At 62.0% G+C, this 16703-nt stretch carries 16 protein-coding genes; 7 read left to right on the top strand and 9 right to left on the bottom strand.

What is annotated here, in order from left to right; genetic code table 11:
* Nucleotides 1–4: 4 nt before the first annotated feature.
* From BMX59_RS13615 to BMX59_RS13595, 5 genes are all read right to left on the bottom strand, one after another.
* Nucleotides 5–1093, bottom strand: coding sequence for a flagellar basal body P-ring protein FlgI (locus BMX59_RS13615; RefSeq protein ID WP_033901075.1), 1089 nt, complete (start codon nucleotides 1091–1093; stop codon nucleotides 5–7).
* Between the two features lie 27 nt (nucleotides 1094–1120).
* Nucleotides 1121–1816, bottom strand: coding sequence for a flagellar basal body L-ring protein FlgH (flgH, locus tag BMX59_RS13610; protein WP_015885208.1), 696 nt, complete (start codon nucleotides 1814–1816; stop codon nucleotides 1121–1123).
* Between the two features lie 53 nt (nucleotides 1817–1869).
* Nucleotides 1870–2655, bottom strand: coding sequence for a flagellar basal-body rod protein FlgG (gene flgG / locus BMX59_RS13605; RefSeq protein ID WP_025855853.1), 786 nt, complete (start codon nucleotides 2653–2655; stop codon nucleotides 1870–1872).
* Nucleotides 2656–2713: 58 nt separating this feature from the next.
* On the bottom strand, nucleotides 2714–3454 hold the full coding sequence (locus tag BMX59_RS13600) for a flagellar basal body rod protein FlgF (RefSeq protein ID WP_058424922.1): 741 nt from the start codon (nucleotides 3452–3454) through the stop codon (nucleotides 2714–2716).
* 247 nt (nucleotides 3455–3701) lie between these two features.
* Entirely contained in the window at nucleotides 3702–5264 is a 1563-nt protein-coding gene (locus BMX59_RS13595) for a sigma-54-dependent transcriptional regulator (RefSeq protein ID WP_093122298.1), read from the bottom strand.
* A 257-nt stretch (nucleotides 5265–5521) separates the two neighbouring features.
* On the opposite strand from BMX59_RS13595, the gene phhA reads away from it, so the two are divergent.
* The 3 genes from phhA (at nucleotide 5522) to BMX59_RS13580 (ending at nucleotide 7960) form a co-directional block, all read left to right on the top strand.
* The gene (gene phhA / locus BMX59_RS13590; protein ID WP_092243009.1) at nucleotides 5522–6313 is read left to right on the top strand and encodes a phenylalanine 4-monooxygenase; all 792 of its coding nucleotides are present in this window, start codon (nucleotides 5522–5524) and stop codon (nucleotides 6311–6313) included.
* A 97-nt stretch (nucleotides 6314–6410) separates the two neighbouring features.
* Entirely contained in the window at nucleotides 6411–6767 is a 357-nt protein-coding gene (locus BMX59_RS13585) for a 4a-hydroxytetrahydrobiopterin dehydratase (RefSeq protein ID WP_010208721.1), read from the top strand.
* Nucleotides 6767–7960 (top strand): amino acid aminotransferase, encoded by a 1194-nt coding sequence (locus BMX59_RS13580; RefSeq protein WP_093122292.1) that lies wholly within the window; start codon nucleotides 6767–6769, stop codon nucleotides 7958–7960. The genes BMX59_RS13585 and BMX59_RS13580 overlap by 1 nt, the downstream gene beginning before the upstream one ends.
* Nucleotides 7961–8021: 61 nt before the next feature.
* Here the strand turns inward: BMX59_RS13580 and BMX59_RS13575 are convergent, their stop codons facing one another.
* Nucleotides 8022–8831, bottom strand: coding sequence for a UDP-2,3-diacylglucosamine diphosphatase (locus tag BMX59_RS13575; RefSeq protein WP_071491296.1), 810 nt, complete (start codon nucleotides 8829–8831; stop codon nucleotides 8022–8024).
* A gap of 137 nt (nucleotides 8832–8968) precedes the next feature.
* Here BMX59_RS13575 and BMX59_RS13570 point away from each other — a divergent pair, with 137 nt between their 5' ends.
* The 3 genes from BMX59_RS13570 (at nucleotide 8969) to BMX59_RS13560 (ending at nucleotide 11116) form a co-directional block, all read left to right on the top strand.
* A complete protein-coding gene (locus tag BMX59_RS13570) occupies nucleotides 8969–9718 on the top strand; it encodes a helix-turn-helix transcriptional regulator (RefSeq protein ID WP_093122287.1) in 750 nt (249 codons plus the stop codon).
* A gap of 99 nt (nucleotides 9719–9817) precedes the next feature.
* Nucleotides 9818–10702: a DMT family transporter gene (locus tag BMX59_RS13565; protein WP_092242999.1), complete on the top strand. Its 885-nt coding sequence runs from the start codon at nucleotides 9818–9820 to the stop codon at nucleotides 10700–10702.
* A 132-nt stretch (nucleotides 10703–10834) separates the two neighbouring features.
* Nucleotides 10835–11116 (top strand): hypothetical protein, encoded by a 282-nt coding sequence (locus BMX59_RS13560; protein ID WP_093122281.1) that lies wholly within the window; start codon nucleotides 10835–10837, stop codon nucleotides 11114–11116.
* Nucleotides 11117–11158: 42 nt separating this feature from the next.
* On the opposite strand, the gene BMX59_RS13555 is transcribed toward BMX59_RS13560, so the two are convergent.
* Nucleotides 11159–11446, bottom strand: coding sequence for an Rdx family protein (locus BMX59_RS13555; RefSeq protein ID WP_093122276.1), 288 nt, complete (start codon nucleotides 11444–11446; stop codon nucleotides 11159–11161).
* An 84-nt stretch (nucleotides 11447–11530) separates the two neighbouring features.
* Between BMX59_RS13555 and BMX59_RS13550 the strand changes: the two genes are divergently transcribed.
* On the top strand, nucleotides 11531–13720 hold the full coding sequence (locus BMX59_RS13550; protein ID WP_093122273.1) for a patatin-like phospholipase family protein: 2190 nt from the start codon (nucleotides 11531–11533) through the stop codon (nucleotides 13718–13720).
* 228 nt (nucleotides 13721–13948) lie between these two features.
* Here the strand turns inward: BMX59_RS13550 and BMX59_RS13545 are convergent, their stop codons facing one another.
* Complete coding sequence (locus BMX59_RS13545) at nucleotides 13949–14383, bottom strand: MarR family transcriptional regulator (RefSeq protein WP_058424932.1); 435 nt, start codon at nucleotides 14381–14383, stop codon at nucleotides 13949–13951.
* A 121-nt stretch (nucleotides 14384–14504) separates the two neighbouring features.
* Nucleotides 14505–16631 (bottom strand): DNA helicase RecQ, encoded by a 2127-nt coding sequence (gene recQ / locus BMX59_RS13540; protein WP_092242990.1) that lies wholly within the window; start codon nucleotides 16629–16631, stop codon nucleotides 14505–14507.
* Between the last annotated feature and the right edge of the window lie 72 nt (nucleotides 16632–16703).

Raw genomic sequence — 16703 nt, 5'->3', positions numbered from 1 at the left:
GGCCTCAGATCACGATCAGGTCGGCTTGCAAGGCGCCGGCCTGTTTCAATGCTTCGAGGATCGCCATCAAGTCGCCGGGCGCTGCGCCCACCTGGTTCACCGCGCGGACAATCTCGTCCAGGGTGGTGCCAGGACCGAACTTGAACATCGGCTTGGCTTCTTGCTGGGCATTCACCCGCGAACGCGGCACCACCGCCGTCTGGCCGTTGGACAACGGCCCAGGCTGGCTGACGATCGGGTCTTCGGTGATGGTCACGGTCAGGCTGCCGTGGGTCACGGCCGCAGGCGAGACCTTGACGTTCTGGCCGATCACGATGGTGCCGGTGCGCGAGTTGATGATGACTTTGGCCACGGCCTGGCCAGGGTCGACTTCAAGGTTTTCCAGGATCGACAGGTAGTCGACGCGCTGGCTCGGGTCCAGCGGCGCCGTCACACGGATCGAGCCGCCGTCGATGGCCTGGGCCACGCCCGGGCCGAGCATGTCGTTGATCTTGTCGACCACGCGCTTGGCGGTGGTGAAGTCGGAACGGTTGAGGTTCAGGGTCAGGCTGTTGCCCTGGTTGAAACCACTTGGCACGGTACGTTCAACCGTGGCGCCGCCCGGGATACGCCCGGCCGACGGCACGTTGACGGTGATCTTCGAACCGTCGCGACCTTCGGCGTCAAACCCGCCTACCACCAGGTTGCCCTGGGCGATGGCGTAGACGTTGCCGTCGATACCCTTGAGCGGCGTCATCAGCAAGGTGCCGCCGCGCAGGCTTTTCGAGTTACCAATGGACGACACGGTGATGTCCACCACCTGGCCCGGTTTGGAGAACGCCGGCAGGTCGGCGCTGATCGACACTGCCGCGACGTTTTTCAGCTGCACGTTGCCCGACCCCGCCGGCACCTTGATGCCGAACTGCGAGAGCATGTTGTTGAAGGTCTGCAGGGTGAACGGGGTCTGGGTGGTCTGGTCACCCGTACCGTTGAGCCCCACCACCAGGCCGTAGCCGATCAACTGGTTGGAACGCACGCCGGAGATGCTGGCGATGTCCTTCAGGCGCTCGGCCTGGGCGACAGCGCTCAAGGAAAGCAGGAGTGCGGCCGCCATCAGCTGTTTGAAGTTCAAAGTGGCCACCTAGAAAGGGAACAGCGGGCTAAGGAAGAAACGGTCGAACCAGCCCGGCTGGCTTGCATCAGCAAACGAACCCGTACCCGAGTAGGTAATGCGTGCATCGGCAATCCGTGTGGACGGCACAGTGTTGTCGGTGGAGATGTCATCGGCACGGACCATGCCGGCAATGCGCACCAGCTCGTCACCGGTGTTGAGGGTCATCCACTTTTCACCGCGCACGGCGATGATGCCGTTGGGCAGCACATCGGCCACGGTAACGGTGATCGAACCGGTCAGGCTGTTGCCCTGCCCCGCCGAACTCTTGCCGTTGGTGGCACGATCACCGCTGTAGCCGGCGCTCAGGCTCAGGTCGCCATCGCCCAGCGGGTTGTTGGTGTTCGGCACGGCACCGAACAACGAGGTCAGGCCGATACCGGTCTTGCTGGTCTTGCCCACCTGGGAGTTGGCGTTCTTGCTGGCCTGGGTCTTCTCGTTCAGGGTAATGGTGATGATGTCACCGACCCGGAACGCCTTGCGGTCGCTGTACAGGTTCTGTTCGAAACCGGCCTGGTAGATCGAGCCATTGTTGGCCGCCGCCGGCAACGGTGTGCGTGGCAACACCGGCGCGTAGTACGGGTCATTGGGTTTTGGCGTCGGGGCGACACAGCCCGCGAGCACGGCAATCCCACTCAATGCCAGAACAGAAACATAGCGATTCATGACCCTTACCTCACGGTGTTGCAGGCGCCCTCAAGAGCGCCCCATAGACTTGATTACAGATTCTGCGTTACGAACGAAAGCATCTGGTCGGCGGTGGAGATCACCTTGGAGTTCATCTCGTAGGCGCGTTGGGTGGTGATCATGTTGACCATCTCCTCAACGGTGCTCACGTTGGAGGTTTCCAGGGTGCTTTGCAGCGTGGTGCCGAAACCGTTCAGGCCAGGGGTGCCGATTTGCGGCGCGCCGCTGGAGGCGGTTTCCAGGAACAGGTTGTTGCCCATGGCCTGCAGGCCGGCCGGGTTGATGAAGTCGGCGGTCTGCAGGTTGCCGATCACTTGCGACGCGGGGTTGCCGGCCACGGTGATCGACACGGTACCGTCGTTACCGACGGTGAAGGTCTTGGCGTCGGCTGGAACGATCACGGCCGGCTCCAGGGCGAAACCGTTGGCGGTCACGATCTGGCCGTTGGAGTCCAGGTGGAAAGTACCGTCACGGGTGTAGGAAGTAGTGCCGTCCGGTTGCAGGATCTGGAAGAAACCACGGCCGTTGATGGCCATGTCCAGCGGCTGGCCGGTCTGCTGCAGGTTACCGGCGCTGAAGTTCTTCTGGGTGCCGACGATCTGCACACCGGTACCCAATTGCAGGCCGGACGGCAGTTCGCTGTCCTGGGTCGACTGGGCGCCTGGCTGCTTCTTGATCTGATAGAGCAAGTCCTGGAACTCGGCACGGTCACGTTTGAAACCCGTGGTCGACACGTTGGCCAGGTTGTTGGAAATGGTGGTCAGGTTGGTGTCCTGGGCGGACAGACCTGTTTTGGCAACCCATAGAGCCGGAAGCATGCTGTTCTCCTTCGTGCGCCTGTTTGTTGGCGCTGCGCCGCAAAATTAGTGTGTTGGATCAGCTCATCTGCATGACGCGTGTCATGGCCTGATCGTCTTCTTTAGCGCTGTTCATCATCTTGATGTGCAGCTCGAACTGCTTGGAAAGCGCCAGCACCGCAGTCATCTCTTCCACGGCATTGACGTTGCTCGCCTGCAGGAAGCCCGAGGTCAGCTTGACGTTCGCGTCGGCCTGGGCCGGCTGGCCATCCTTGGTGTGGATGGTGCCGTCGAGGCCTTTATTCATGTTCTTCAGGTCCGGCTGGACCAGCTTGATGCGGTCCACTTCGGCCATCACCCGCGGGCCTTCGCCCATGGCGCGGATGCTGATGGTGCCGTCGGCACCCACTTCGATTTTCTGCTGGGGCGGCACGGCAATCGGGCCACCGTTGCCCATGATCGGCATGCCGTTGCCAGCGCGCAGCACGCCCAACGCATCGACGTTCATGCTGGCGCTGCGCACGTAGGCTTCGCTGCCATCAGGCGTCTGCACGGCCATCCAGCCGTCACCGTTGACGGCCACGTCCAGGTCACGGCCGGTCTCGATCATGGCGCCAGGGGTGAAGTCGGTGGCCGGACGCTCGGTCATGGCAAACGCCCGCGCCGGAAAGCTGTCACCGAACACCGGCATCGAACGCGCCTGCTCCAGGTCACGTTGGAAACCATTGGTGGAAATGTTCGCCAGGTTGTTGGCATGGGCCTTCTGCGCCAGAGCATTCTGGCTGGCGCCGGTCATTGCCACATAAAGGTACTTGTCCACGCTTCTTCCTCTTTCTGACGGACGCTTGCCGCCCACCGCTGTACTGATGAGGCTTAAGCAATTTGCGAACCAACTTTTGAAAATAGCGAGAAGTGCAGGCGGGGCGGGGGTTTGCCGTGAGGTGGGGTGAATTCCGCATTGAGCGCGAGTCGAAAAAACGGCGGACTACTGCCGCCTGCGGCAAGCCCCGTCCTTGAAAAGGACAAAGATCAAATGTGGGAGGGGGCAACTTCCCTCCCACATTGGGTTATTTGTCGGTCTTGAGGATTTCGTAGTCGCGCAGCTTATTGGCGATGGTGGTGTGCGACACCCCCAGGCGCTTGCCCATCTGCCGACTGCTGGGATGCTCGGCGTACAAGGCTTCCAGCACCGCCTTCTCGAACCGCCCGACAATTTCTTCCAGGCCACCCTCCAGCGAAAAATCGCCAAGCGGCTGACGCACGCCATAGTCCGGCAACCGGATGTGCTCGACCTTGACCGTCCCGCCGTCGCACAACGACACCGCCTGGAACAGCACGTTTTCCAACTGCCGCACATTGCCTGGCCAGTGGTAATGACTGAGGCGCTCCATTGCGGCGGGCGCCAACCTGGGCAGCGGGCAACCGATCTGTCGGCTGGCCTGGTCGAGAAAGTGCTCGACCAGCGGCGCCAGGCCGTCCAGGCATTCGCGCAACGGCGGGATATGCAGGGACAGCACATTGAGGCGGTGATAGAGGTCCTGGCGAAATTCGCCACGGGCGCACAGCTCGGACAAATCCACTTGGGTGGCGCAGATCACCCGCACATCGAGGTACACCTCTTCATCGCTGCCGACGCGACGAAAGCAACCGTCCTGCAAAAAGCGCAGCAGTTTCACCTGCAAGCGCGCGCTCATTTCCCCTACACCGTCGAGAAACAACGTACCGCCCGCCGTCAGCTCCAGCAGGCCGAGCTTGCCTTCGGCCCGCGCGCCCTCAAACGCGCCAGGGCCGTAGCCGAACAACTCGGTTTCGGCCATCGACTCAGGCAGGCCGGCGCAGTTGAGCGCCATCAACGGCGATTGCCCACGCGGGCTGGCCAGGTGACAGGCCCGCGCCAGCAGTTCCTTGCCGGTGCCGGTTTCGCCTTCTATTAATAGCGGCGCGTCCAGTGGCGCCATGCGCCGGGCTTCGCGCACCACCGCGGCCATGACTTTGGAACTCTGGAAGATGCTGTCGAAGCCGCGCAGTTCCTGCTTGCGCACGTTGTAGATGCGCTCACCGACGCGGTCGGCGCGGTGCAGGGTCAATACAGCACCGGCCATGGCCTCGCTGTCGTCATGCTCGGAGGATTGCAGCGGCGCGATGTCCGCCAGGAACACGTCGCCCTTGACCTTGACCCGCAGGCCGTTGATCCGCGACTTGCTCGCGCGCACCAGCTCCGGCAAGTCGAAGTCCTCGGCATAGCGCGACAACGGAATGCCCGGCACTTCATCCACCCGTACCCCGAGCAACTGCGCCGCCGCGCGGTTGGCGGCGACGATGGAGCCGCCCATGTCGATGGACAACACCGGAAACTCCAGGGCGCCCAGCAGTGCATTGAGTTCCATATGCCGGCGCTCGCTGGGCATCAGCCCGACTCTTTTGACGCCAAACACCCCGGCAATCGCCTCGAATTGCGGGCACAAGGCCTGAAACTGCATGTTCACCAGGTTCGGGCAGTACAGGTAAATGGCGTTGCCATGTTCCCCACCGACCTCGCCCTTGGCGACGTTGACGCCGTATTCCACCAGCAGGTTGAGGATGTCCCGCAGGATGCCAATGCGGTTCTGGCAGTGCACTTTGATACGCATGAAGAGGCCCGAAAAGTGGGGAAGCGCCGCGTCTTTTTGTCGCTGGGCGCAGATAGTCGTCAAGATTATGTGACAGGCGGAGTGACTTTCCCAGCCCAATGCAACGGCCAGCCCCACAAGCGTAACGAATACTTTACGGAAAATGGTAAGTTTTCCTACGCCAAGGCGTTTTAAACAGATGGAATCCGGCCTCGCCCGGGTTATCAATAGGCTCATCGCAGGACATAACAAGAACGAATGCCTAGCAGGAGAGCCGTATGAAGCAGACGCAGTACGTGGCCCGCGAGCCCGACGCGCAAGGTTTTATCCACTACCCGCCGGAAGAACACGCGGTGTGGAACACCCTGATCACTCGCCAGTTGAAGGTGATCGAGGGTCGCGCCTGCCAGGAATACCTGGACGGCATTGACAAGCTCGGCCTGCCACACGATCGCATCCCGCAACTGGGTGAAATCAACAAGGTGCTGGCCGAGACTACCGGCTGGCAGGTCGCCCGTGTGCCGGCGCTGATACCCTTCCAGACCTTCTTCGAATTGCTCGCCAGCAAACAGTTTCCAGTGGCGACCTTTATTCGTACCCGCGAAGAACTGGACTACCTGCAAGAGCCGGATATTTTCCACGAGATTTTCGGCCACTGCCCGCTGCTGACCAACCCCTGGTTCGCCGAATTCACCCACACCTACGGCAAGCTCGGCCTGGCGGCCACCAAGGAGCAACGGGTGTATCTGGCGCGCCTGTACTGGATGACCATCGAATTCGGCCTGGTGGACACGCCCGCAGGTCGGCGCATCTACGGCGGCGGCATTCTGTCATCGCCCAAGGAGACCGTGTACAGCCTGTCGTCCGAGCCCGAACACCAGGTGTTCGACCCGCTGGAAGCCATGCGCACGCCGTACCGCATCGACATCCTGCAACCGTTGTATTTCGTGTTGCCCAATCTGAAGCGCCTGTTCGAAGTGGCGCAGGAAGACATCATGGGCATGGTCGAACGCGGTATGCAGTTGGGTCTGCACGCGCCGAAGTTTCCACCGAAACCCAAAGCGGCTTGAACCTTACATCTTCAGGCCAGGTGAGTCTGTTCCCTGGCCGCGCGTTGCTTTAGGGTGACGCTACTGATCTTCAAACACTCGAATTCAGGACACCATCATGACCACCTTGAACCAAGCCCATTGCGAAGCCTGCCGCGCCGATGCCCCGCAAGTCAGCGATGAAGAACTGCCGGTACTGCTCAAGCAGATCCCTGACTGGAACATCGAAGTCCGCGACGGCGTGATGCAACTGGAAAAGGTTTTCCTGTTCAAGAACTTCAAGTTCGCCCTGGCGTTCACCAACGCCATGGGTGAAATCTCCGAAGCCGAAGGCCATCACCCTGGCCTGCTCACCGAGTGGGGCAAGGTCACCGTGACCTGGTGGAGCCACTCCATCAAGGGCCTGCACCGCAACGATTTCATCATGGCCGCCCGCACCGACGAAGTGGCCAAGGACGCCGAGGGCCGCAAGTAATGCACTTCGATGCCATTGGCCGCGTACCCGGCGACCCGATCCTCGGGCTGATGGACCTGTACGCCCAGGACGCCAACCCGAACAAGTTCGACCTGGGCGTGGGCGTCTACAAGGACGACCAGGGCCTGACGCCGATTCCGCACTCGGTGAAACTGGCCGAGCAGCGCCTGGTTGACACGCAAACCACCAAGACCTACATCGGCGGCCACGGCAATGCCGCATTTGGCAAGCTGATCAGCGAACTGGTGCTCGGCGCCGACTCCCCGCTGCTGCGCGACCGTCGTGCCGGCGCCACCCAGACCCCAGGCGGCACCGGTGCCCTGCGTTTGAGCGCCGACTTTATTGCGCACAACCTACCGGGCCGTGGCGTGTGGCTGAGCAACCCGACCTGGCCGATCCACGAAACCATCTTCGCCAAGGCCGGCCTCCAGGTCAGTCATTACCCCTACGTGGGTGCCGACAATCGCCTGGACGTGGCGGCGATGCTCGCCACTTTGTCCAGCGTGCCCCAGGGCGATGTCGTGCTGCTGCACGCCTGCTGCCACAACCCGACCGGTTTTGACCTGTCCCAGGATGACTGGCGCCAGGTGCTGCAGATCGTGCGCGAGCGCCAACTGCTGCCGCTGATCGACTTCGCCTACCAGGGCTTTGGCGATGGCCTGGAGCAGGATGCCTGGGCGGTGCGACTGTTCGCGGCCGAGTTGCCGGAAGTGCTGGTCACCAGCTCCTGCTCGAAAAACTTCGGCCTGTACAGCGACCGTGTCGGCGCGCTGATCGTGTGCGCAGCGGATGCCGAGAAGCTGACGGATGTGCGCAGCCAACTGGCGAACACGGCGCGCAACCTGTGGTCGACGCCGCCAGACCATGGTGCGGCGGTGGTGGCGACGATCCTGGGTGATGCCGAGCTGAAAAAGCAGTGGAGCGACGAGGTCGAGGCCATGCGCTCGAGGATCGCGCACCTGCGTTCCGGGCTGGTGGAGGCGTTGGCACCCCATGGTCTGTCGGAGCGGTTTGCGCACATTGGCGCACAGCGTGGGATGTTTTCCTATACCGGCCTGAGTGCCGGGCAGGTTACACAACTGCGGGAGAAACACAGCGTGTATATGGTGAGTTCTGGCCGGGCGAATGTGGCCGGGATTGATGCGACGCGGTTGACGCTGCTGGCCGAAGCCATCGCCGACGTTTCCCGCTGACGAAACCCGGAATGAATGTGGGAGAGGGCTTGCCCCTCCCACATCTGACTTGTGTGCAACTTCAGCCCGCGACCATTTCGGCCTTGAGCTGCGCTTCCCTGGCCTGCGCATCCGCCAACCGATACAACTCGATACTCCCATCCCAGTGCTCGATCAATGCCGTGCACGACTCCACCCAATCCCCGCAGTTGAGGTAGTCCACCTCGCCCACCTTGCGGATCTCCGCATGATGAATATGCCCGCAGACCACCCCGTGCAGCTCGCGCTTGGTCACTTCGTGGGCGATGGCTTCTTCGAAATCACTGATGAAATTCACCGCCGTCTTGACCTTGTGCTTGAGGTACGCCGACAGCGACCAATAGCCGTAGCCATAGCGCGCCCGCCAATGGTTCAGCCAGCGGTTGAGCGTGAGGGTGAATTCGTAGGCCGAATCGCCGAGGAATGCCAGCCAGCGGTGATAGCGGGTGATCACGTCGAACTGGTCGCCGTGGATCACCAACAGATGGCGGCCATCGGCAGTCACATGAATGGCTTCGTCCACCAGTTGGATATTGCCCAGGATCAGCTTGGAATAACGGCGCAGGAATTCGTCGTGGTTACCGGTGACGTAGATCACCTCGGTGCCGCGCTTGGCCATGGTCAGCAGGCGACGGATCACGTTGGTGTGAGCCTGGGGCCAATACATGCCGCCACGCAGTTTCCAACCGTCGATGATATCGCCCACCAGGTAGACCTTGTCGGCGTGATAGCCCTTGAGGAACTGCGACAGATGCTCAGCCTGGCAATCCCGCGTGCCCAGGTGCACATCGGAAATCCACAGGGTACGCACCCGTTGCTTGCGGCTGGGCTTGGTGAACTCGGCACTGGTCATGGGCATCCCTCGACGGTGTTTTCGCGAGCTTGCGCCCTGGCGATTAATAGCCCATGACAACTGTGCGTCAGTCTGATGACAGCGCCTGCCGGCCGCAAAGCGTTGTAGACTGCCGGCTTGCCAGCATGGAGACCACTATGGGACCCGCCCTCACCCTGCGCCATTACCTCGAAGCGCCCCTCGCCCACAGCCATGATCATGCGCAGTTGGTGTTCGGCCTGTCCGGTCACCTGGACCTGGAAGTCGATGGGCGTGGCAGCCAGGTCCGCGAAAGCAGCGTGATGGTGCTGCCCTTCTCCGCCCACCATGCGTGCGGCAGCCGCGATGGCAGCCGCTGCCTGGTGCTGGATGTGCCCACCGAGCATTGGTTGCTGCAATCGCTGGGCGAACATGCCGACGCCAGCCGCCGCTTGCTCGACCAACCGGCGCGGCTGGCCCTGGATACGCGGCAGAGCCAGTTGGTGCAATGGCTGGCGCACAGCCCGGTGGATGACCCGCTGATCGTCCAGCAAGGCGCCGTGCTGTTATTGGCCAGTCTCAATCATCCCCAGGCCCAACCCCTTTCGGCACGGCGTCTGCCGTACGCGGCGTTCAATGCGCACATCGAGCGCCACCTTGCGCACCCGCTGCAGGTGGCGGACCTGGCGCGCATCGCCGACCTGTCGGTGGCACGCTTGCATGCCCGCTTCATCGCCGAATGCGGACAAACGCCGATGGACTACGTCCGCAGTCGGCGCCTGCACATGGCCTTGGACCTGCTGCGCCAAACGCCGTTGCCCATCGGCGACATCGCCGATCGCGTCGGCTACACCTCGCAAAGCGCCTTTGCTGCCGCGATGCTGCGTGAGTTTGGCGCGTCGCCGGGGGCTTTGCGACGCAACGCGTAGGAAGAGTCCTGCGATAAAAAACGCGAGCCGCACGACAGACATCCGCACCGGCGACCCACTAGACTGCGCACTTGCCACCCGCTTGTCTCAAGGATCGCAATGACTCCCCGCTCAGCCCTCGGCGCCCTGCATATCGGCGCATTGATGTTTGGCCTTACCGGCGTATTCGGCAAACTCGCGGCCGCTTCGCCAGCCATCATCGTGTTTGGTCGCGCGGCGTTTGCCGTGGTGGCCCTGGCGGTGTTTGCCCGGTTCGCCAGCAACACGGCGTGGAAGATACTGGAGCTGCGCGACTGGCGCCGGCTGCTGGTGAGCGGTGTGTTGCTGGCGGCGCACTGGGTGACCTTCTTTATTGCCGTCAAGGTAGCCGGTGTGGCCGTCGCAACCTTGGGCTTCACCGCGTTCCCGGCGTTTACCGTAATCCTCGAAGGGCTGATTTTCCGCGAGCGGATCCGCACCAACGAAATTGTACTGGTGGCGCTGGTCAGCGTCGGGCTGGTGCTGGTCACCCCGGACTTCAACCTTGCCAGTGAAGCCACGGGCGGCTTGCTCTGGGGGATCGCCTCGGGGCTGTTGTTTTCACTATTATCGCTGAACAACCGCGCCAGCTCCGGCCGCATCCCCGCAGTGCAGGCGGCGCTGTGCCAGAACGTGGTGGTCGCGGTTTGCCTGTTGCCGGTGGCGGCACCGGGGTTGACCGAGGTACGGGCAATCGACTGGCTATGGATCGGTTTGCTCGGCGTGTTCTGCACGGGCCTGGCCCACAGCCTGTTTGTCGCCAGCCTGGCGGTGATCAAGGCGCGCACGGCTTCGGTGGTATTTGCCATGGAGCCGGTCTACGGCATCACCGCCGCCTGGTTGCTGTTTGCCGAAACGCCGACGCTGCGCATGCTCCTGGGCGGCGCACTGATCATCGTCGCCATTGTGCTGTCGGGGTTGATGGGCAGCGCCAGCCAGGCCAAACAGCCCACTGCAACGGCCTGATCTATACTTTAAACATCCGCAACAGTCAGCAGTCGTTCAACGGATATCCGACAGCTCGATGACAGCCAGGGTGTGTTCTGAAGTTGCTGCAAGCGAGTGGTCACAACCTCAACGCGATGCGGGAGCTTTACCATGGAAATGCTCATCAGCTTATTGGTACAGATCATCAGCGGGGCAGTCGGCGGCAACGTCGCCGGCATGACCAAACAGAGCCTCGGGACCGGGCTCAATACACTGATCGGGGGTGTCGGCGGACTGGTGTTGGGCCAGGTCGTCGCGGCATTCACGGGCACCTCGGGCGGTGAAGCGCTGGATGTGGCGGCAGTTGGCAGCAACATTGTGGGGGGTGGTATAGGCGGCCTCATACTGACGTGGCTGATTGGCTTCATCAAACAAAAGATGGCCGCCAAATAGGGCCGCACCAGAGGGTCACCGCCCTTGATAGGGCGGTGACGTTCACTGCGTACGGTCGTTGTGCCCCAGGTCACGCTGCGGGTCGATCCGGTCGCGTACGCGCTGCTTGAGCACCTTGGCTTCGGGAAAGCCCCCGTCCGCCTTGCGCTCCCAGATCTGTACGCCATCACAGGTGATGCGAAACGCGCCGCCGGTGGCCGGCTCCAGTGAGACCTTGCCCAGGTCATCGGCAAACGTACTCAACAGTTCCTGCGCCAGCCACGCGGCACGCAGCAGCCACTGGCACTGGGTGCAATAGGTGATGACGACCTCGGGTTTGCTTGTGGACATAATTTGAAAGGCTCCTGGCATGACGGGCTCGACGGATCGAGTGGCTATAATACCGGCCTTTATCGCCCAGCCCCGAGATTCCTGATGCGCCGCCTGCTGTCCTGCCTGTTGCTGTGCCTGCTCCCTCTGCTTGTCGACGCCGTTGAACCGCCCCGTCCGAAAATCGGCCTGGTGCTGTCTGGCGGCGCCGCCCGAGGCCTGGCCCATATCGGCGTGCTCAAGGCGCTGGAAGAACAAGGCATCCAGATCGACGCGATTGCCGGCACCAGCATGGGCGCGGTGATCGGTGGGCTGTATGCCTCTGGCTACAAGATCGATGAACTGGAAAAGCTGGCGCTGAGTATCGACTGGCAACAGGCCCTGTCCGACGCACCGCCGCGGGAAGACGTGCCGTTCCGGCGCAAACAGGATGACCGGGACTTCCTGGTCAAGCAGAAACTCAGCTTTCGCGACGACGGCAGCCTGGGCCTGCCACTGGGTGTGATTCAGGGCCAGAACCTGGCGCTGCTGCTGGAAAGCATGTTCGCCCACACCAGCAACACGCGTAACTTCGACAAGTTGCCCATCCCCTTCCGGGCGGTGGCGACCGACATCACCACCGGCGAGAAGGTGGTGTTCCGCAAGGGCCACCTGCCCCAGGTGATCCGCGCCAGCATGTCGATCCCGGCGGTGTTCGCACCGGTGGAACTGGACGGTCGGCTACTGGTGGATGGCGGCATGACCGACAATATCCCGCTGGATGTGGCGCGAGAGATGGGCGTAGACATCGCCATAGTCGTGGACATCGGCACCCCGCTGCGTTCACGCAAGCAACTGGCCACGGTGGTGGACGTGCTCAACCAGTCCATCACCTTGATGACTCGGCGCAATTCCGAGGAACAACTCAAGGACCTGCACCCCAAGGACGTGCTGATCCAGCCGCCTCTCGCCGCCTATGGCGTGACCGACTTCGGCCGCGCCAAGGACATGATCGACGCCGGCTACCGCGCCACCCGTGCCCTTGACATGCGCCTGGCCCACCTGCGCCCCGCCGAGCCGGTCGACCCGCAATTGGTGGCCGCGCGCACGCCGGGCGAACGCACCCCGGTGATCACCGCGATCAGCGTGGAGAACGATTCGAAAGTCAGCGACGACGTGATCCGCTACTACATTCGCCAACCCCTGGGCGAGCCGCTCAACCTGGGACGCCTGCAAACGGACATGGGCACCCTGTACGGCCTGGATTATTTCGAGCAAGTGCAATACCGCGTGGTCAAGAAGGGCCAGGACAACACGCTGGTGATCAGCGCGCGGGGCAAGCGCAGCGGCACCGACTACCTGCGCCTGGGCCTGAACCTGTCGGATGACATGCGCGGCGACAGCGCCTTCAACCTCGGCGCCAGCTACCGCATGAATGGCATCAACCGGCTCGGTGCGGAATGGCTCACGCGGGTGCAGATCGGGGACCGCCAGGAGCTGTACAGCGAGTTCTACCAGCCGATGGACACCGGCTCGCGCTACTTTGTCGCACCGTACATCAGGGCCCAGGCGCAGAACGTCGAGCTGATCCTGGACAACGACCCCATCTCCGAATACCGCTTGGAACGCTACGGTTTTGGCTTGAACGTCGGCCGCCAGATCGGCAACAGCGGCGAGATCCGCTTCGGCGTCGGCGAAGCCTGGGGCAAGGCGGACGTGCGCATCGGCGACCGCGACCTGCCCAGCGTGAGTTTCAGCGAAGGCTTCTATGAACTGAAGTACTCCTTCGATTCCCTGGACAACGTGTACTTCCCCCACACCGGCGAAGACATCGGCCTGGCCTACCGCGAGTTCGAACCCGGCCTGGGCTCGGACCAGCGCTACCGCCAGTGGGAGTTCAAGCTCGACAAAGCCATGAGCCACGGTCCGGACACCCTGGTGCTGGGTGGACGCTACGGGCGCACCCTGGATGATTCGGATGTGGTGATTTCCAGCTTCCTGCTGGGCGGGGCGCGACAGCTATCGGGCTTCCGCCAGGATGCGATCTCGGGGCAGAACGTCAGCCTGATGCGGGCGGTGTACTACCGCAGGCTTACGCCCCGTTCGTACCTGCCACTGGATTTCCCGTTGTACCTGGGCGCTTCACTTGAACGCGGCCGGGCGTGGAACAACGACAACGAATTCGACAGCGGCTATATCAACGCGGCGAGTATTTTCCTGGGGTTCGATACGCCGTTGGGGCCGCTGAATTTCAGCTATGGGTTCAACGATGACAACCAGAAGGCGGTGTATCTGAACCTGGGGCAGACGTTTTAGCGTCTTGCTCAGAACCCGTGTGGAGAGCGGCGCTATTGTGGCGAGCGGGCTTGTCCCGCGTTGGGCTGCGAAGCGGCCCCAAAAACAGACGACTGATTTCTAGCTGAAAAACGCGGTGACTTTAGTGGGGCCGCTTCGCAGCCCAACGCGGGACAAGCCCGCTCGCCACAAAAAATCTGCTCACCACCACAGCACCGCTGGCCACAGCAAGCCCGCCCGGTGGTTTCTTCAGGACTTTTCCAGATTCGCCAGGATGTGCCCATGCACGCGCATGCACACGCTCAGGTCGGCTTCGTCCACCCCCACAAACAGCTCGTGGCGCAGGGCGGTGGCAATGGTTTCGATTTGTTCGATCAGGGGGCGTGCGGTATCACACAGCACGATGCGCTTCGCACGACGGTCTTCCACCACCGCCTGGCGTTGCACCAGGCCTTGGCCTTCAAGGCTGTCCAGCAGGCGAGCCAGTGTAGGCCCTTCGACGCCGACGCTTTGCGCCAGCTCACGCTGGGTGGGTGCTTCTTCAAAACGAGCCAAGTGCAGCAGAACCAGCCAGCGCGCCTGGGATAAACCAAGCCCCGCCAGACGGCGGTCCAGCTCGGCGCGCCACCCACGGGACATTTGCGCCAGCTGCATGCCAAAACGATGTTGATCGGTTAAAGACATAAAAAACTCATTGTTTAGACTGAAAATAAAGTGTGGCTAATTATTAGTCAGCTAAGCATGAGCTTTGCCCATAGGCAAGAGTTGCTATGTACTGATTCGTTACATTGTCGTAATTGCCACACTAAATTTCGAACTCAGACTGCAAAGCCGCGCGCACGCAGTACAAAACCCCCTCTGGAACACGCCCGGTAAACAGCGGCGCAATCTCCGCAACAGGTGGCAATTCGCCCTCGCCGTCGAGGAACGCATCCTGGATCTCACCGAGCAGATCCTCTGGCAAGTCAAGGGCCTGCTCCAACGACAACTGCTGCTTGCCGATGGATTCGGCAAGCAAGGTGTAGACGTTTTTTTCCGAACATTGCAACTGACCGGCGATCTGGATCGGGGTCATGCCGGCGCGTGCCAGGCTGATCAGTTCGTGGCGGATATCGGCGACCTCCTTCGGCGCTTCGGCCTGGCCGCCGAGCACTTCGAGGAACGCCTGGCCGTAACGCTCCAGCTTTCGCGCCCCCACGCCGCTGACGCGCGCCATCTCGGCCATGGTGGTGGGCTGTTCGCGCAACATTTCCAACAGCGTCGAGTCGGGGAAAATGACGTACGGCGGCACGCTGTGTTCCTGTGCCAGTTTGCGCCGAAGGGTGCGCAAGGCTTCCCACTGCTCGCGCTCCTCGCCACGCACCAGTTGGCTGGCCTGACTGGTGCTGGTCCTCGCGGTGGTCTGCGGCTTGAGGTCGCGGCGTAATTCCAGGCTGACCTCGCCTTTCAGCAAGGGCCGGCAACTGTCATTCAGACGCAAGCCGCCGAATCCTTCGATGTCGATGTCTACCAATCCACGCGCGACCATCTGCCGGAACAGAGAACGCCATTCGCCTTCGGCGCGGGCCTTGCCGACACCGTAGACCGAGAGCTTTTCGTGACCAAAGCTGCGGACTTTCTCGTTGTCCTTGCCCAGCAAGACATCCACCAAGTGGCCCACGCCATAACGCTGGCCGGTGCGGTAGATAGCGGACAAACCCTGGCGTGCCGGCTCGGTGGCATCCCAGGTCTGCACGCCATCGACGCAGTTATCGCAGTGACCGCAGGGTTCAGGCATGTCTTCATCGAAATATGCCAGCAGGGTCTGGCGCCGGCAGCGGGTTTCCTCACACAGCGAGAGCATCGCGTCGAGCTTGTGCTGCTCCAGGCGCTTGTGTCGCTCGTCGCCTTCGGAGTTCTGCAACATCTGCTTGAGCATCACCACGTCTTGCAGGCCGTAGACCATCCACGCATCCGCCGGCAAACCGTCACGGCCGGCACGCCCGGTTTCCTGGTAGTACGCCTCGAGGGATTTGGGCAAATCCATGTGCGCCACGAAGCGCACGTTGGATTTGTCGATGCCCATGCCGAACGCAATGGTAGCCACCATGATCAGGCCTTCCTCGTTGAGGAAGCGCTTCTGGTGCGCCGAACGCGTTTCGTTGGGCAGGCCGGCGTGGTACGGCAGCGCCGGGTAGCCCTGCTCGCAGAGAAACGCAGCCACTTCATCGACCTTCTTGCGCGACAGGCAATAGACGATGCCCGCATCGCTGCGCCGCTCGGAGAGGAACGCCAGCAACTGCTTGCGCGGCTGCTCCTTGGGCACGATGCGATAGAAAATATTCGGTCGGTCGAAGCTTGAGAGGAAGCGTTCGGCGTTCTGCAGATGCAGGCGCTCGACGATTTCTTCCCGGGTGCGCTTGTCGGCGGTCGCGGTCAGCGCAATGCGCGGCACATCGGGAAACAGCTCCGCCAATTGGCCGAGCTGCAAATACTCGCGGCGGAAGTCATGACCCCATTGCGATACGCAGTGGGCTTCATCGATGGCGAACAGGGCGATTTCCAGGCTCTGCAAAAACGCCAGCATGCGCGGCTGCACCAGACGCTCGGGCGCCAGATAGAGCATCTTCACTTCACCGCGCTTGATGCGAGCGGCCAGGTCACGCTGCTGTTCGGCACTGAGGGTGGAATTCAACGATGCGGCGGCGACACCCAGCTCTTCCAGGGTTGCCACCTGGTCGTCCATCAATGCAATCAAAGGCGATACCACCACCGCCAAGCCATTGCGCAACAGCGCCGGCACCTGGAAGCACAAAGACTTGCCGCCACCGGTAGGCATCAGGACCAGTGCGTCACCGCCACTGGCCACGCGCTCAATGATCGCACCCTGGCGGCCACGAAAACTGTCGTAGCCGAAGATGTCCTTGAGGACGCGTTGAGCCTGCTCGAGCATGTAAAACTCCAAAATGGTGCCGAAATCCCTCTGTACAGGCTGGCCGAAAAAACACGCTTTCACGGGAAATAA

This window comes from Pseudomonas sp. NFR09, assembly GCF_900111535.1.
In the GTDB taxonomy this organism is placed as follows: Bacteria; Pseudomonadota; Gammaproteobacteria; order Pseudomonadales; family Pseudomonadaceae; genus Aquipseudomonas; species Aquipseudomonas extremorientalis.
The sequence above is the reverse complement of the archived record's forward strand: the minus strand, read 5'-3'. Positions and strand labels throughout refer to the sequence as shown.

Coding starts and splice junctions, on each gene's coding strand:
- BMX59_RS13615 (WP_033901075.1), bottom strand. CDS start 1,093: ATGGCGGCCGCACTCCTGCTTTCCTTGAGCGCTGTCGCCCAGGCCGAG.
- flgH (WP_015885208.1), bottom strand. CDS start 1,816: ATGAATCGCTATGTTTCTGTTCTGGCATTGAGTGGGATTGCCGTGCTC.
- flgG (WP_025855853.1), bottom strand. CDS start 2,655: ATGCTTCCGGCTCTATGGGTTGCCAAAACAGGTCTGTCCGCCCAGGAC.
- BMX59_RS13595 (WP_093122298.1), bottom strand. CDS start 5,264: ATGCGTATCAAAGTGCACTGCCAGAACCGCATTGGCATCCTGCGGGAC.
- phhA (WP_092243009.1), top strand. CDS start 5,522: ATGAAGCAGACGCAGTACGTGGCCCGCGAGCCCGACGCGCAAGGTTTT.
- BMX59_RS13585 (WP_010208721.1), top strand. CDS start 6,411: ATGACCACCTTGAACCAAGCCCATTGCGAAGCCTGCCGCGCCGATGCC.
- BMX59_RS13580 (WP_093122292.1), top strand. CDS start 6,767: ATGCACTTCGATGCCATTGGCCGCGTACCCGGCGACCCGATCCTCGGG.
- BMX59_RS13575 (WP_071491296.1), bottom strand. CDS start 8,831: ATGACCAGTGCCGAGTTCACCAAGCCCAGCCGCAAGCAACGGGTGCGT.
- BMX59_RS13570 (WP_093122287.1), top strand. CDS start 8,969: ATGGGACCCGCCCTCACCCTGCGCCATTACCTCGAAGCGCCCCTCGCC.
- BMX59_RS13565 (WP_092242999.1), top strand. CDS start 9,818: ATGACTCCCCGCTCAGCCCTCGGCGCCCTGCATATCGGCGCATTGATG.
- BMX59_RS13560 (WP_093122281.1), top strand. CDS start 10,835: ATGGAAATGCTCATCAGCTTATTGGTACAGATCATCAGCGGGGCAGTC.
- BMX59_RS13555 (WP_093122276.1), bottom strand. CDS start 11,446: ATGTCCACAAGCAAACCCGAGGTCGTCATCACCTATTGCACCCAGTGC.
- BMX59_RS13550 (WP_093122273.1), top strand. CDS start 11,531: ATGCGCCGCCTGCTGTCCTGCCTGTTGCTGTGCCTGCTCCCTCTGCTT.
- BMX59_RS13545 (WP_058424932.1), bottom strand. CDS start 14,383: ATGTCTTTAACCGATCAACATCGTTTTGGCATGCAGCTGGCGCAAATG.
- recQ (WP_092242990.1), bottom strand. CDS start 16,631: ATGCTCGAGCAGGCTCAACGCGTCCTCAAGGACATCTTCGGCTACGAC.